The 15,211-nt window shown below is 64.1% G+C and carries 13 protein-coding genes and 1 tRNA gene; 6 read left to right on the forward strand and 8 right to left on the reverse strand.

Annotated features, from left to right (window positions below; all coding sequences use genetic code 11):
• Positions 1 to 34 precede the first annotated feature (34 nt).
• Both NKI18_RS00370 and galE read right to left on the reverse strand, forming a co-directional pair.
• Positions 35 to 1,285, reverse strand: a complete 1,251-nt coding sequence (locus tag NKI18_RS00370) for a D-amino acid dehydrogenase (protein WP_352614684.1) — start codon at positions 1,283 to 1,285, stop codon at positions 35 to 37.
• 43 nt (positions 1,286 to 1,328) lie between these two features.
• Entirely contained in the window at positions 1,329 to 2,324 is a 996-nt protein-coding gene (galE, locus tag NKI18_RS00375; RefSeq protein WP_352506203.1) for a UDP-glucose 4-epimerase GalE, read from the reverse strand.
• A gap of 264 nt (positions 2,325 to 2,588) precedes the next feature.
• Here galE and hemA point away from each other — a divergent pair, with 264 nt between their 5' ends.
• Positions 2,589 to 3,866, forward strand: coding sequence for a 5-aminolevulinate synthase (gene hemA, locus NKI18_RS00380; RefSeq protein ID WP_352448656.1), 1,278 nt, complete (start codon positions 2,589 to 2,591; stop codon positions 3,864 to 3,866).
• A gap of 53 nt (positions 3,867 to 3,919) precedes the next feature.
• Here the strand turns inward: hemA and NKI18_RS00385 are convergent, their stop codons facing one another.
• Positions 3,920 to 5,086, reverse strand: a complete 1,167-nt coding sequence (locus NKI18_RS00385; protein ID WP_352614680.1) for a pyridoxal phosphate-dependent aminotransferase — start codon at positions 5,084 to 5,086, stop codon at positions 3,920 to 3,922.
• A gap of 112 nt (positions 5,087 to 5,198) precedes the next feature.
• On the reverse strand, positions 5,199 to 5,621 hold the full coding sequence (gene mscL, locus NKI18_RS00390) for a large conductance mechanosensitive channel protein MscL (RefSeq protein ID WP_352614770.1): 423 nt from the start codon (positions 5,619 to 5,621) through the stop codon (positions 5,199 to 5,201).
• A 233-nt stretch (positions 5,622 to 5,854) separates the two neighbouring features.
• Here mscL and NKI18_RS00395 point away from each other — a divergent pair, with 233 nt between their 5' ends.
• Positions 5,855 to 9,343: a PAS domain-containing hybrid sensor histidine kinase/response regulator gene (locus NKI18_RS00395; RefSeq protein ID WP_352614678.1), complete on the forward strand. Its 3,489-nt coding sequence runs from the start codon at positions 5,855 to 5,857 to the stop codon at positions 9,341 to 9,343.
• Between the two features lie 3 nt (positions 9,344 to 9,346).
• Here the strand turns inward: NKI18_RS00395 and NKI18_RS00400 are convergent, their stop codons facing one another.
• Complete coding sequence (locus NKI18_RS00400; RefSeq protein WP_473556440.1) at positions 9,347 to 10,009, reverse strand: response regulator; 663 nt, start codon at positions 10,007 to 10,009, stop codon at positions 9,347 to 9,349.
• A gap of 119 nt (positions 10,010 to 10,128) precedes the next feature.
• Positions 10,129 to 10,560, reverse strand: coding sequence for a hypothetical protein (locus tag NKI18_RS00405; RefSeq protein ID WP_352470125.1), 432 nt, complete (start codon positions 10,558 to 10,560; stop codon positions 10,129 to 10,131).
• A gap of 126 nt (positions 10,561 to 10,686) precedes the next feature.
• Between NKI18_RS00405 and NKI18_RS00410 the strand changes: the two genes are divergently transcribed.
• Positions 10,687 to 11,037 carry a DUF952 domain-containing protein gene (locus tag NKI18_RS00410; RefSeq protein WP_023677366.1) on the forward strand — a complete coding sequence of 117 codons (351 nt, stop codon included), beginning with the start codon at positions 10,687 to 10,689 and terminating at the stop codon, positions 11,035 to 11,037.
• Positions 11,034 to 12,110, forward strand: a complete 1,077-nt coding sequence (locus tag NKI18_RS00415) for a quinone-dependent dihydroorotate dehydrogenase (RefSeq protein WP_352614675.1) — start codon at positions 11,034 to 11,036, stop codon at positions 12,108 to 12,110. Before NKI18_RS00410 ends, NKI18_RS00415 begins: the two co-directional genes overlap by 4 nt.
• Before the next feature lie 3 nt (positions 12,111 to 12,113).
• On the opposite strand, the gene NKI18_RS00420 is transcribed toward NKI18_RS00415, so the two are convergent.
• On the reverse strand, positions 12,114 to 13,466 hold the full coding sequence (locus NKI18_RS00420) for an MATE family efflux transporter (RefSeq protein ID WP_352614673.1): 1,353 nt from the start codon (positions 13,464 to 13,466) through the stop codon (positions 12,114 to 12,116).
• 123 nt (positions 13,467 to 13,589) lie between these two features.
• Here NKI18_RS00420 and NKI18_RS00425 point away from each other — a divergent pair, with 123 nt between their 5' ends.
• Positions 13,590 to 14,492, forward strand: coding sequence for a histone deacetylase family protein (locus tag NKI18_RS00425; protein WP_353018591.1), 903 nt, complete (start codon positions 13,590 to 13,592; stop codon positions 14,490 to 14,492).
• Between the two features lie 4 nt (positions 14,493 to 14,496).
• On the opposite strand, the gene NKI18_RS00430 is transcribed toward NKI18_RS00425, so the two are convergent.
• Entirely contained in the window at positions 14,497 to 14,760 is a 264-nt protein-coding gene (locus NKI18_RS00430; protein WP_023677362.1) for a DUF6460 domain-containing protein, read from the reverse strand.
• Between the two features lie 131 nt (positions 14,761 to 14,891).
• On the opposite strand from NKI18_RS00430, the gene NKI18_RS00435 reads away from it, so the two are divergent.
• A tRNA-Gly gene (locus NKI18_RS00435) sits at positions 14,892 to 14,965 on the forward strand.
• The last annotated feature ends 246 nt before the right edge of the window (positions 14,966 to 15,211 follow it).

A 15,211-nucleotide genomic window follows, 5' to 3' on the forward strand; every position in this document is an offset into this window, starting at 1 on the left:
GCCGAGCTCATGGCGCCCTGACGTCTGGAGATGCCTAGTTCCTGTAGAGCAATCCTTGCGGATCGATCTCCGGCTTGCGGCCGGCGACCACGTCAGCAAGGAATTTTCCCGAACCGCAGGCCATGGTCCAGCCGAGATGGCCGTGGCCGGTGTCGAGGTAGAGATTGTCGTACCGCGCCCGGCCGATGACCGGCACGGAGTTCGGCATCATCGGGCGAAGTCCAGCCCAGAGCTCGGCCTTGCTCTCGTCGAAAGCGCCGGGGAACAGGTCTTTGCCGGTGGTCAGGATCGAGTTGAAATCGCGTGGCTTGAACGTGCGGTCGAAACCGGTGAACTCCGCCGTCGAGGACATCCGCAGCCGATTTCCCAGCCTGGAATAGCCGATCAGCCGGTCCTCGTCGGCGCCGCCCATGATCGGCCCCTTGCTTTCATCTTCCAGCGGAACAGTCACGGTATAGCCCTTCACGGGATAGACGGGCAGATCGATGCCGTAGCGGCGGCCGAGCAGACCGCTCTCCGGCCCCATCGAGATGACCACAGCGTCGCCGATTATCGGGCCGGCCGAGGTCATCACGGCGCGCACCCGGTCGCCGTCGATGTCGAGGCCTTCGACCGTGGTGCCGTAGAGGAATTGGACGCCGAGTTTTTCAGCGGCATAGATGGCAAGGCTGCGGGTGAATTGGCTGGAATCGCCGGTCTGGTCGATCAGCGAATAGACGCCGCCGGCTATCTTGTCCTTGGCGCCGGCAAGGCCGGGCTCGAGCTCGACCAGCCGTTCGCGGCCGACGATCTCGATCGGCAGGCCGTGTTCGCCGAGATAGCGATAATTGTCGGTGCCGGTATCGAAACTCTGCTGCGAGCGGAAGAAATAGAGAATGCCTTTCTTGCGCTCGTCATAGTGGATGCCGGTCTCGGCCGAGACGGCGTTGATGCAGTCGCGCGAATAGAGCGCCAGACGCAGCTTGACGTCGGTGTTGGCGCGCATGCGCTTATGCGTGCACTGGCGCAGGAAGCGCAGGCTCCAGGCGAAAAAATACGGATCGAAGCGCAGCCGCACCTTGATGCCGAGATCGTGGTTGTAGAGGCCGCGCAGGAACGTCTTCAGCGCGGCTGGCGAGGCCCAGGCGGTGGCGTCTCCGGGCGACACCAGGCCGGCATTCGACCGGCTGGTGCCGCGTGCTGCCGCCGGATGGCGCTCGATCACCGTCACCTCATGGCCGTCGCTGGCCAGATAATAGGCCGCCGCCGTACCGACGACGCCGGCCCCAAGCACCAGGATTTTCATTCCGCCCTCAGCGCGCTGAACCAACCTTTGCGGAGCGCCCACTTCACCCCAGAGCCGAATTCTTGCTGGTCAGGATGCGCTCCCAGGCAAGCGCATCGGCAACGATCTGATCGAGGTTGTCGCGCTGCGGGGTCCAGCCGAGCTCGCCGCGCGCCAGCTCCGAATTGGCGACGACCGCGGCGGCGTCGCCGGCGCGGCGATCGCCCATCCGTACCTCGAAATCATGGCCGAAGACGCGGCGGACGCTGTCGATGACCTCGAGCACCGAATAGCCGTGGCTGTAACCACAATTGGCGACCAGGCTCGATCCGCCGGCACGCAGCCGCTGAAGCGCCAGCCGATGCGCCGCCGCCAGGTCGCTGACGTGGATATAGTCGCGCATGCAGGTACCGTCCGGCGTCGGATAGTCGGTGCCGAACACCTGCATGAAGGGGCGCTTGCCGAGCGCCGTCTCGCAAGCGACCTTGATCAGATGCGTGGCACCGGGCGTCGACTGGCCGGTGCGGCCCTTCGGATCGGCGCCGGCGACGTTGAAATAGCGCAGCGCCGTATAGCGCAACCCATGGGCAATTGCCGCGTCGCGCAGCATCCATTCGCTCATCAGCTTGGACAGGCCATAGGGCGATTCCGGCGCAAGCCGGGCATCCTCGCGCACCGGCTCCAGGCCGGCGCCGCCATAGACGGCGGCGGTCGAGGAAAAGATGAAATTGGGCACGCCTTCGCGCACCGCGGTCTCGATCAAGGTGCGCGTCTTGCAGGTGTTGTTCTCGTAATAGGCAAGCGGGTCAGCGACCGATTCGGGGACCACGATCGAGCCGGCGAAATGGATGATCGCGTCGACCTTATTGTCGCGGATGATCGAGGCGACCAGTTCCCTGTCGGCGACGTCGCCGACGACGAGCTTTGCTTCCGGGGCCACCGCCCATTCAAAGCCGGTGGAAAGCCGGTCGAGGACGACGACGCTGTCACCCGTGTCCAGCAATTCCCAGACCATATGGCTACCGATATAGCCGGCCCCGCCTGTCACCAAAACCGTCATCCGCATCCTCGCTATTCATGATTTGTCGGAACTGTCTCAAACGCCGCCGTACTGGAAAACCTGCCGCCAGGCCATTAGAACCTGCGGTAACCGGTCTCATCGGCGCGTGGCATTGTCGTGAAACAAGATTGATCCACATCAAGGAATAGGCCACGTTCCGTGGTCGTTAGGAACAGGCTCGGGGCGTGGCATTTTGACCAAAAAGGCCAGGTGGACGACGAATGGGCCAATGACTATGATCCCGCGCAAAACTGGGAAGGCGACATGAACTATCAGCGGTTTTTCGAGGAAGCGATCGACCAGCTCCATGCGGAGCGTCGCTACCGCGTCTTCGCCGACCTTGAGCGTATCGTCGGGAAATTCCCGCGCGCCATCTGGCGCGCCAATGGCCGCGCCGAGGAAATCACCGTCTGGTGCTCCAACGACTATCTCGGCATGGGCCAGCATCCCGACGTCATTGCGGCGTTCCAGAAGGCGGCAGGCAAGATGGGGTCGGGGGCCGGCGGCACCCGTAACATCTCCGGCACCAGCAACCCGCTGGTCGAGCTCGAACTGGAGCTGGCCGACCTGCACGACAAGGAAGCCGCACTGGTTTTCACCTCCGGCTTCGTTTCCAACGAGGCGTCGATCTCGACCATTGCAAAGCTGCTTCCCAATTGCCTGATCATCTCGGACGAGCTCAACCACGCTTCGATGATCGAGGGCGTGCGGCGCTCGGGCGCCGAGAAGAAGATCTTCCGCCATAACGACGTCGCGCATCTCGAAAGCCTGCTGCAGACAGCCGGCCGCGAGCGCGCCAAGCTGATTGTCTTCGAGAGCGTCTATTCGATGGACGGCGACATCGCGCCGATCAAGCAGATCGTCGATCTCGCCGAGCGCTACAACGCCATGACCTACATCGACGAGGTCCACGCCGTCGGCATGTACGGGCCGCGCGGCGGCGGCATCACCGAGCGCGAAGGGCTGGCCGACCGCATCGACATCATCGAGGGCACGCTGGCCAAGGCGTTCGGCACGCTTGGCGGCTACATCGCCGGCAACACTGCGGTGATCGACGCGGTGCGCTCCTATGCGCCGGGCTTCATCTTCACCACGGCGTTGCCGCCGGCGATCGCTGCCGCGGCAACCACCTCGATCCGCCATCTCAAGCGCTCGCAGGCCGAGCGCGATGCGCAGCTGCGTCAGGCGACACGGACCAAGCAAGTGCTGGCCGCGGCCGGCCTGCCGGTGATGGAGTCGCCTACCCACATCGTGCCCCTTCTGGTCGGCGATCCCGAGCTCTGCAAGATGGCCAGCGACCGCCTGCTCGGTGTGCACGGCATCTACATCCAGCCGATCAACTACCCGACAGTGCCGCGCGGCACCGAGCGGCTGCGCATCACGCCTACACCGTTCCATTCGGACGCGTTGATTGCGTCCCTGCAGGACGCGCTGGTCGAGACATGGGATGCGTTGGGGATTCCCTACGGTTCGGCGGGCCGACCGTCGGTCGCCAAGAGCGACCGCGTCATTCCGCTGCTGGTGCCGAAGTCGGGCGGCTGAAGGTCGTTTAAAACTCTACGCCGAGAACCATTTGGTCGTCAGAGCGAAGTCGCTCAGACAGTCTTCATCCATTTCGCCAGCCGGTGTGCGGCTTCCTCGAGCTGGTCGAGGCGGCGGTGGAAGCACAGCCTGAGGAAGGCTTCGCCGCCGGGGCCGAAGGCGGTGCCGGGAGCCAGGCCGACATTGGCGCGGTCGACCATGTCGAAGGCGGCAGCACGGGAATCGGAGATGCCGTCGACCGCGAAGAACAGATAGAATGCGCCCTGCGGCACGGTGAACCGCGCCCTGCCGGTTTCGGCGAGAATGCCGCACACCAGGTCGCGCGCCGCCCTCGCCCGCTCCACCTGCTCGACGATGAAGGCGTCGCCCTCATCGAGGGCAACGACGGCGCCCCGCTGCATGAACTGCGCAACGCCGGAAGTCGAATACTGGACCAGGTTCTCGAACACCTGCTGCAAGGCGGGATGGATCTTGATCCAGCCGATGCGCCAGCCGGTCATCGCCCAGTTCTTGGAAAAGGAATTGACGAACAGGATGCGATCCTCATCGGCCATGATGTCGATGAAGGACGGTGCGCGGCCATGGCCGTAATGAAACAGCGAGTAGATCTCGTCGGCGATGATCCACAGGCCCCTTTCACGGGCAAGGTCGAGGATCGCCTGCAGCGTCTCCTTGTCGGCGGTCCAGCCGGTCGGGTTGGACGGCGTGTTGACGAACAGCGCCTTGGTCCGTGGCGTGATCGCCGCTGCGATCTTGTCGACATCGCAAGACCAGCCATTGCCCGACTGGTCGAGCGTGACCGCGACTGGAACAGCGCCCGCGACGCCGGCGGCGGCGGCGAAGTTCGGCCATGCCGGCGACAGGTAGACGAGTTCGTCGCCCTTGCCGGCCACCGCATCGATGGCCATCTGGATGGCGTGCATGCCGGAGCCGGTGACGATGAATTCCTCGTTGGCGAAAGTCTTGCCGAAATGCCTGGTGTAGTAGCGGGCGAGCGCCTGCCTGAGTTCGGGAATGCCCCGCTGCCAGGTGTAGAAGGTCTCGCCGCCGGCGAGTGCCTTGGCGGCTGCATCGGTGATGAAGGCAGGCGTCGGCAGGTCGCCCTCGCCGGCCCAGAGCGGGATCATGCCGTCGCGGCCGCGGCCACGGTTCATGACGGCGACAATGCCGCTTTCGGGCGCCGCCCGCGCTTCGGCGCGCAGAGTATCGATCAGGGTCATGGATGGGTCCGTTTTCGTTTGCTCGACAGCTAGCGTGTTTCAGGGCGGACGAAAACAGAAAACCCCGGCCGCAAGCGACCGGGGTTTTGGTCCAGAAAGGTTGTCGCAGGCGCTATTTTCTGGCGAGGAGATCGCGAATTTCGGTGAGCAGCGCGACGTCGGCCGGCGGCGGAGCGGCCGGGGCGGCCGGTTTTTCACGCTCCAGCCGCTGGCGCAGATTGTTCACCGCCTTGACCATCACGAAGATGATGAAGGCGAGGATGAGGAAATTCAGCGCCACGGTGATGAAGCTGCCATAGGCAAAGACCGCGCCCTGTTTCTTTGCATCAGCCAGCGAGGTTGCATTCACCGCAGAAGACAGGGGTATGAAGTAGTTGTTGAAGTCCAGTCCTCCGAAGATCGCGCCAACAATAGGCATGATGATGTCGTCGACCAGCGAGGTGACGATCTTGCTGAAGGCAGCGCCGATGATGACAGCGACGGCCAGGTCCATCACATTGCCCCTGGAAATGAATTCCTGAAATTCTTTCAGCATTCGACCCTCCTTGTCCTGACCGGCCGTGCTGCCGTCCACCCCTCGGCATCGACCGGCGGGCAGAATAGCAAAAACCTGCGGTTGCAACAGGATCAAAAGCTGGTTTCAGCCGGTCACGATTGCCCGACGCAGCCGATATGATACGCCGAAAGCCGCGATGGACTTGATCGCCAAGCTGTGATTGCGTCTGGAAGGCCGGATGAAAAAATCGGCGCAGGGAGGAAGTTCGAGCCGTGCAGGGCTGGTTCATCGTCATCATCGCGATCGCCTATGTGACGTTGCTGTTTGCTATCGCCAGCCTGGGCGACCGGCGCTCGACTTCATCCGGGCCTGGCCGCGCCCGGCCCTTTATCTATGCGCTCAGTCTCGCCATCTACTGCACCTCCTGGACCTTCTTCGGCTCGGTCGGGCTGTCCTCCGAACGCGGCCTCGAATTCCTCGGCATCTATACCGGTCCAGTGCTGGTCTTCGTGTTCGGCTTTCCGCTGCTGCAACGCATCGTCAGGCTGGCCAAGACCGAAAAGATCACCTCGATCGCCGATTTCCTCGGCGCCCGCTACGGCAAGAGCTTTGCGGTCGCGGCTATCGCCACGCTGATCGCGACGATCGGCGCGGTGCCTTACATCGCCCTGCAACTGAAGGCGATTTCCGGCTCGGTCAGCCTGATGGTCGAGCACTATACGGGATCACCGCCCTCGTTCGATCCCTTCGTCAGCGACATCTCGCTGGTCGTCGCCATGCTCTTGGCGCTGTTTGCGGTGCTGTTCGGCACGCGCCACGCCGACGCCACCGAGCATCAGGACGGGCTGGTGCTGGCCGTCGCGGTCGAAACCGTGGTCAAGCTTGCCGCCTTCCTGGCGATCGGCCTGATGGTGACGTTCCTGATCTTCGGCGGCCCGGGCGACATGATCGACAAGCTCGCGCAGAATGAGCAGGTGCGTCAGGCGATGAGCTACAACACCTCGCTCGCCACCTGGCTGGTGCTGACATGCCTCAGCGGCTTCGCCATCATCATGCTGCCGCGCCAGTTCTACGTCACCATCGTCGAGAACCGCAGCGAGGCCGAACTGCGCACCGCGACATGGGTGTTTCCGCTCTATCTGGTGGCGATCAACCTGTTCGTGCTGCCGATCGCGCTGGCCGGCCTGGCGCTGGTCGGCTCCAGGACCAGCAGCGATCTCTACGTCTTGTCGCTGCCACTGCTCAACGGCCATGACGTGCTGGCCATGGCAGCCTTCATCGGCGGTCTGTCGGCGGCGACCGCGATGGTGATCGTCGAAAGCGTGGCGCTGTCGATCATGATCTCCAACGACCTCGTCATCCCGCTGTTCGTGCGCCGCCTGCTCAAGACCACGACCTCGCAGAACGAGGACTGGTCGACGCTCATCCTCAATGTGCGGCGCGGCGCGATCTTCATCATGCTGTTCATCGCCTTCCTCTATTACCGCGAGAGCACCAACAGCGCGCGGCTGTCCTCCATCGGCCTGATGTCGTTTACAGCCATTGCCCAGTTTGCGCCGGCGCTGATCGGCGGGCTGGTCTGGCGCGGCGCCAATGGCAGGGGTGCCGCACTTGGCATGGTCGCCGGCATCCTCGTCTGGGGTTATACGCTGCTGCTGCCGTCGCTCGCCGCGCCCGATACCGGCATCGTCGTCCATGGCCTGCTCGGTTTCGAAGCATTGCGGCCGCAGGCGCTGTTCGGCACCGTCGCCGAGCCGCTGAACCACGGCGTCTTGTGGAGCCTGTCGATCAACACGTTGTTTTTCGTGCTCGGCTCGTTGTCGCGCGCGTCGGTGCCGCTGGAACGCATCCAGGCGGCGATCTTCGTGCCGCGCGATGCCGGTCCGATGCCCAGCCTGCGCCGCTTCCGCACCACCGTCACCGTCAACGACCTCAAGGATACGATCGGCCGCTATCTCGGCGTCGAACGCACCGAACGCTCGTTCCAGTCGTTCGAAAAGAGCAGCGGCACTTCGCTGCACGGCAACGAACAGGCGAGCATGGACGTCATCCGCTTCTCCGAGCAGCTTTTGGCGAGCGCGGTCGGCTCGTCTTCGGCGCGGCTGATCCTGTCGCTGCTTTTGCGCCGCAACGACCGCGAATCCAAGGATGCCTTCCGCCTGCTCGACGACGCGACCGAAGCGCTGCAGCACAATCGCGACCTGTTGCAGATCGCGCTCGACCAGATGGAACAGGGCATCACCGTCTTCGACCGAGATTTTCGGCTGATCTGCTGGAACCGCCAGTACCGGGCCTTGTTCGACCTACCCGACGAGATGGGCCAGGTCGGTGTCTCGCTCGACCGCATATTGCACCACCTCGCCCAGCGCGGCGACATTCCGGCGGACCAGCGGGTGGCGATGCTCAACCGCCTGACCAGTTTCGTCAGCCCGTGGCAGATGGAGCTGAAGACCAGCGGCCGCATCCTCGAGTTGCGCTCCAACCCGATGCCGGATGGTGGCATCGTCGCCACCTATGCCGACATTTCCGGACGCGTCGAGCAGGATCTGGCGCTCAAGCGCGCGAACGAATCCCTGGAACAGCGAGTGAAGAGCCGCACCGTCGAGCTCACCCGCGTCAATGAGGAGCTGGCTCAGGCGCAGATGCTGGCCGAGGAGGCCAATCTCGGCAAGACCCGCTTCCTCGCTGCCGCCGGCCACGACATCCTGCAGCCGCTGAACGCCGCCCGCCTCTATTGCTCGTCGCTGATCGAGAAGACCGGCAAGGGACCTGCCGGCAAGGCGGCGATGAACATCGAATCGTCGCTGGAATCGGTCGAGACCATCCTCGGCGCGGTGCTCGACATTTCGCGCCTCGATGCCGGCGCGATGAAGCCGGACGATACGAGCTTCGGCCTCGACGGGCTGCTGCGCCAGATCGGCAACGACTTCCGGCCGCTTGCCGCCGAAAAGAAGCTCGAACTCTCGATCATGCCGTCGTCGCTCAGCGTCATGACGGACCGCAATCTGCTGCGCCGGCTGATCCAGAACCTGGTTTCCAACGCCATCAAGTATACGCGCCGTGGCCGCATCCTGGTCGGCGCGCGGCGGCGCGGCGAACTGGCCGAGATCCAGGTTATCGACACCGGCATCGGCATTGCCGGCGACCAGCTGAACACCGTGTTTCGCGAATTCACCCGGCTGGACGAGGGCGCACGCGAGGCGGAAGGCCTCGGCCTTGGGCTCTCCATTGTCGACCGCATCGCCCGCGTCCTGCGCCTCGAAATCCGGATCTTCTCCAACCCAGGCAAGGGCACACGCTTTTCCGTGTTGCTGCCGGTGGTGGCCGTGCAGGCACCGCGGCGCGAGGCCGAGGCGAAGCCGCCTGCCCGTGCCGCGGCCTCGCTTGCCGGGCTCCATGTGCTCTGCATCGACAACGACGCCCGCATCCTCGACGGCATGCGGCTGCTGCTCGAGGGCTGGGGCTGCAGCGTCGACACGCTTTCCGGCGCGGAGGATCTCGACAGGTCCGGCATGCATCGGCCGGACATCGTGCTTGCCGACTATCATCTCGACGACAGGACCGGCCTCGAATTGATCGCCCAGTTGCGTGCGATCCATGGCGAGAACCTGCCGGCCGTGCTGGTCACCGCCGACCGCTCCAGCGAGGTTCGCGCCGCCGCCGGCAGGCTCGACGTGCCGGTGATCAGCAAACCACTGAAACCGGCGATGCTGCGCTCGATGATGGCCAGGGTCAGGCCGCTGGCGCCGGCGGCCGAATAGGAATCAGCCGGCCGTCTGCAGCGGGTCGCTGCCGATTTTGGACAAAAGGATCACGGCCTGCGTGCGGCTGTCGACGCCGAGCTTCTGCAGGATGGCCGAGACATGCGCTTTGATCGTCGCTTCGGAGACCCCGAGCTCATAGGCGATCTGCTTGTTGAGCAGTCCCTCAGCCAGCATGCCGAGCACGCGCGTCTGCTGCGGAGTCAGCGCTTGCAGGCGCTTGATCAGGTCGGAAATCTCGGGATCGCGCTCGACACCGAGATCGACCCCGGCGGGTGCCGCGATATCACCTGCGAGCACCGACTGCACCGCGTTGCGGATCTCCTCCATGCTGGCCGATTTGGAGATGAAGCCGGAGGCGCCGAGATCGAGCGCGCGCCGGATCGTCACCGGATCGTCATGCGCCGAGACCACCATCATCGGCACCGCCGGATGGATGCCGCGCAACGAAATCAGGCCGGAAAGACCGCTTGCCCCCGGCATCGAGAGATCGAGCAGCACCAGATCGACATCCTCATTCGCCAGGACCAGCGCCTTGGCGCTTTCGAAATCGCCGGCCTCGTGAATGGCGGCAACATCTCCGATGCCCGCGAGTGCCTCCCTCAATGCACCGCGAAAAAGCGGGTGATCGTCGGCAATGACGAATGTGTAGCCCAACGGTGATATCCCTCCCCGAATCCCGTTGGCGATTTTCCGCCTTGCAGGATCTGAACGATCATAACACTACGCCTGCTGTTCGGCGTGGCCGGCTTGCTATTCCCGCCCCAGGTCTTTTTGCGAATTGCCTAGGTCTTTTGCGAATTGGGCTTGGCGCCGTCTTCGTCCTTGTCCATGTCCTTGACGATGTCCATGAAGCTGCGCAGGAAGCGCTCCATGTAGCCCATCGTCTTGTTGAAATCCTCCTCGCTGGGCAAAGTCGATTCGAAACGCGCAGCAAGCGAATTTTCGAGCTTGGCGACGCGTTCGTCGAGCGCCTTCACCGAATTTTGCAGCCGGTCGACCTCATCTTGTAGGGCGGCACGTTCGTCGGCCGCCGTCTTGCAGACGAGCTGGCCGGAGCGTTCCTCGCAGAGCGACATGGCGCCGGTTTGCGTATCCATGCGGACATAGCCATTGGCCGATTTCTCCAACCGGTAGCGATCGGCTTCCTCGGAAAAGGCCGACGCCGCGACAAGCGACACCAGTGCTGCGGGGATCAAGACGTGTTTCAGACGCATGTTTTCCTCCATGAGCCAGTCAGCGCAATCTATCACAGTTTGCGCCTGAAATGGGGATGAACCTGAAATGGGGAAGAACACGGGCCTGCCCTTCCCCGCGTGGTCGGTTCGGACTATAGCGCAACCATGTCCGAGATCATCTACAAGATAGTTCCCGAGGCGCTGTGGCGCGAGGCTGAAAGAGAAGGCGGCTTCACCGGCGCGCCGATCGACGTCGCCGACGGCTTCATCCATTTTTCCACCGCCGGGCAGGTTCGGGAAACGGCGGCCAAACATTTCGCCGGCCAAAGCCGGTTGCTGCTGGTCGCCGTCGATAGCGCGCGCCTCGGCGATGCGCTGAAATATGAGGTCTCGCGCGGCGGCGCCCTGTTCCCGCATCTCTATGGCGGGCTCGGCCTCGATGCGGTCGTTTCGGTGCAGGCATTGCCGCTCGGCGCTGACGGGCGGCATGAATTCCCGGCGCTGGAGGCCGAATGAGCGCGTTCGACCGGATCGGCCAGAAACTGCTGTTCACGCTCGATCCGGAAACCGCGCATGGACTGTCGATTGCCGCGCTGAGATGCGGGCTGCCGGTCGCCGGTCGTCCGCCGCAGGACAACAGGCTAAAGGTCAGCCTTCGCGGACTCGATTTCCCGAACCCGCTCGGCATGGCCGCGGGTTACGACAAGAATGCCGAAGTGCCGGACGCGCTGCTCGGCCTCGGCTTCGGCTTCGCCGAGGTCGGCACGATCACACCGCTGCCGCAGACCGGCAATCCGAAGCCGCGCATTTTCCGGCTGCCTTCGGACGGGGCGGTGATCAACCGGCTGGGCTTCAACAATGAGGGCCACGACGCCGCGGAAAAGCGCCTTGCCGCCCGCATGGGCCGTGCCGGCATCGTCGGCGTCAACATCGGCGCCAACAAGGACAGCACCGACCGCGTCAGTGACTATGAACGCGGCGTGGTCCGGTTCGCGCGATATGCCAGTTATCTGGCAATCAACATCTCCTCGCCGAACACGCCGGGCCTGCGCAACATGCAGGCACGCGAACAGCTTGGCGAACTTCTGTCGCGGGTCATGGCCGCGCGTGCGGCGGCACCGGCAAAACCGCCCGTCTTCCTCAAGATCGCGCCGGACCTGGTCGAGCCCGAGCTTGAGGACATCGCCGCCGAGATCACCGACAAGCAAATGGACGGCGTCATCGTCTCCAACACCACGATCGCGCGAGCCGGCCTGAGCAGCGCCGGCCTTGCCGGCGAGACCGGCGGGCTTTCGGGGAAACCCTTGTTCGAGCGCTCGACTATCGTGCTGGCAAGGATGCGAAAACTGCTTGGCCCGGATCCCACTATCATCGGCGTCGGCGGCGTCGATTCCGCCGAGACGGCGCTGGAAAAGATCCGTGCCGGCGCCGATCTCGTCCAGCTCTATACCGGCATGATCTATGCTGGGCCCGCGCTGCCGGGGCGCATTCTTTCCGGCATGGCCCGTTTCATGGACAGTCAACGGCTGAAGTCGCTGCGCGAGCTTCGCGACAGCCGCCTCGATCACTGGGCGGCGAAACCGTTTTAGCGATCAGCCAAAGACCGCGCGCACCCGCAGCCGCAATATGGCGAGCAGGCTGAAGCCGCGTACCAGCAGGAAGACATGCAACGCCGCCCACAAGCCGTGATTGCCGAAGGCCGGCGCCAGGATCAGCAGCGCGGCACTGAACGCCAGGAACGACAACAGCATCATGTTGCGCATGTCGCGCGACCACGTCGCGCCAATGAAAACCCCGTCCATCTGGAAAGCCAGCGCGCCGCTGAGCGCGGTGAACGCCGCCCAGGGCAGGTAGATGTCGGCAATGGCGCGGACGTCCGTCGAGGTCGTGATCAGGGCGATCAGATCCGTGCCCTCCAGCAGGAAGAAGAGCGTCGCCGCGCCGGCCAGACCGAGTCCCCAAAGCAGCGTCAGCCGCACCGCCTGGTTAAAGGCGGTGGCGGCGCGCGCTCCGATGGCGCGGCCGGCGAGCTGCTCGGCGGCAGTGGCGAAACCGTCGAGGAAATAGCCGGCAACCAGGAACAGGTTCATCAGCACGGCGTTGGCGGCCAGCGTCAGCGTGCCGAACTGCGCGCCCTGGCGCGTGAACAGCGCGAAGGCGGCGAGCAGCGAGAAGGAGCGGATCATGATATCGCGGTTGAGCGACATCATGCGCAGGAATGCCGGCAGATCGAGGACGCGGTGGCGCGGCAGCCTGGGTGCCGCCCAGAAGCGCCGGCCGACGATGGCGAGACCCAGCAGCATGGCGACGAATTCGCCGGTGAGCGTCGCCCAGGCGACGCCGGCGACGCCCCAGCCGAACTCCAGGCCAAGCAGGAAGCAGAGCGCGATGTTGATGCCGTTGAGCACCAGTTGCAGCATCAGCCCGAGCCCGCCCTCGCCGCGCCCAAGCACGTAACCGAGGATGGCGTAATTGATCAGCGAGAACGGTGCTGCGAGCATCCTGATGCGGATATAGACGTCCATCGCCGCGCTGACGCGCGGTTCGGCGCCTATGAACCATTGCCCGGCGGTGGAGACCAGCGGCGCAAGCGCGGCAAGCACGACGCCGGCGACGACCGCGATCAGCACGGCGCGCCAGAACACCGCCTGCTCCTCCAGCGCATCGCCGCGCCCGAAGGCCTGGGCGACGAGGCCGGTGGTGCCGGAGCGCAGGAAGTTGAAGGTGGTGAAAACGACGTCGAAGATCAGGGCGCCGGCCGCCAGGCCGCCGAGAAGGGCGGCGTCGCCGAACTGCCCAACCACCGCCGTGTCGACAATTCCGAGCAACGGCGTCGTCAGATAGGCAAGCGTCATCGGCACGGCGATGGCGAGCACCGAGCGGTTGGTGACGACGAAGGCCCTGGCTTCGGTGGCGTGGACTTCGGTGGGTAAAGCCTGCTCCAAAACGCGTGTTGCTTCCTGTTGCGGCTTGATCGGCTAGCCGATGTGCCCCAGTTTGCGGATCTCGCGCAACCATCCACGCCGCTATGGTCAACCGAAACCCGCCTCTGGCGCACCGCCCGTCCCATGCCCTTGCAGATCGTTCATCATCCCGACTACGACGCCGGCTTCGCCGTCAACCACCGCTTCCCGATGAGCAAATATCCGCTGCTGATGGATGCCTTGCGGGCACGCGGCCTGGCGCAGCCCGAAGCGCTCAACATGCCGGAGGCGGCGCGGCCATCATGGCTGAAGCTTGCCCACGCGGTCGACTATGTCGACCAGGTGCTTGCCTGCGAAGTGCCGGTGGCGATCGAGCGCGAGATCGGCTTTCCCGTGGGACAGCGGGTTTCGCTGAGGGCGCAGCTCGCAACGGCCGGCACGGTGCTGGCAGCGCGGCTGGCGTTGCTGAACGGCATCGCCTGCAACACCGCCGGCGGCAGCCATCATGCACGGCGCGCGCAAGGCGCCGGCTTCTGCACCTTCAACGACGTAGCCGTTGCCGCGCTGGTGCTGCTCGCCGAAGCTGCTGTCCAAAACATCCTGGTCGTCGACCTCGACGTGCATCAGGGCGACGGCACGGCGGATATCCTGAACGACGAGCCGCGCGTGTTTACCTTCTCCATGCATGGCGACCGCAACTACCCCGCGCGCAAGATCGCCTCCGATCTCGATGTCGCCCTGCCTGACGGTGCCGGCGATGCAGCCTATCTGGAGCGGCTGGACGCCATCCTGCCGGAGCTGTCGGCGCGAAGGCGCTGGGACCTCGCCTTCTACAATGCCGGCGTCGATGTCCATGTCGAGGACCGGCTCGGCAGGTTGTCGCTCACGGATGACGGGCTGCGCGCCCGCGACGATATGGTGATCCGCCATTTCCGCATGCTTGGCATACCGGTATGCGGCGTTATCGGCGGAGGCTATTCGACGGATGTCGCAGCACTTGCTGCACGGCACGCCATCCTGTTCGAGGTGGCGGCGGGCTACGCCTGAAAATTCACTTCCGGTAGTTAGCGATCCTGAGCAGGATGAAGGCCGGCACGACGATCGCGGCACCGAGCAGGATGTAGCCGAGAAAGCGGTCGATGGCGTGGAAGCCCAAATTCCACAGGTCGATGAAGAATTTGCGAATGCCATAAAGCACATCCATCGGCGACCAGCCGAAGGCATTCATGACCAGCCCGACGAGGAACGACACTACAAGCAGCTTCAGGATCACCCGGAGCGGCGTATCGCCGAGAAAGCGGTTCAGTGCGGACAAGCCTGTCTCCACAGTCGGGTGCCGCGATTCGGGCACATGCCTAGAAATACGCAGTTGATAGCCCTGCATCAAGCCGAGCCCTCAAACCGGATTGCGCATCGGCGCCGGGCCATGATATCGGAGGAACCAGCGCGGGTATGATGTAATGGTAGCTTGTCAGCTTCCCAAGCTGAACGCGCGGGTTCGATTCCCGCTACCCGCTCCAGCTTTTGCCCCCGGTGCATAGCACTTGTTCTGGCCAAGCTGAAAACCAGCGGATTTATAGGCAGTTTTACAGCCCGGCTGGCCGTCTTTCATCTGTTTGGCCGATGTGCCAGTTCGTGGAATATCTCACATTGAGGGTCGGCGGGGCCTCGAATGACCCCAACCGGAAAGTCTACCCTTGGCCCGCTGGCTTCTGCTGGCGGGCTTTTTTTTGAGCATCAGGCAGTAGTGGCCGACGTGCATCGGC

Origin of the sequence: Mesorhizobium sp. M0800 (assembly GCF_040320095.1) — a bacterium.
Classification (GTDB): Bacteria; Pseudomonadota; Alphaproteobacteria; order Rhizobiales; family Rhizobiaceae; genus Mesorhizobium.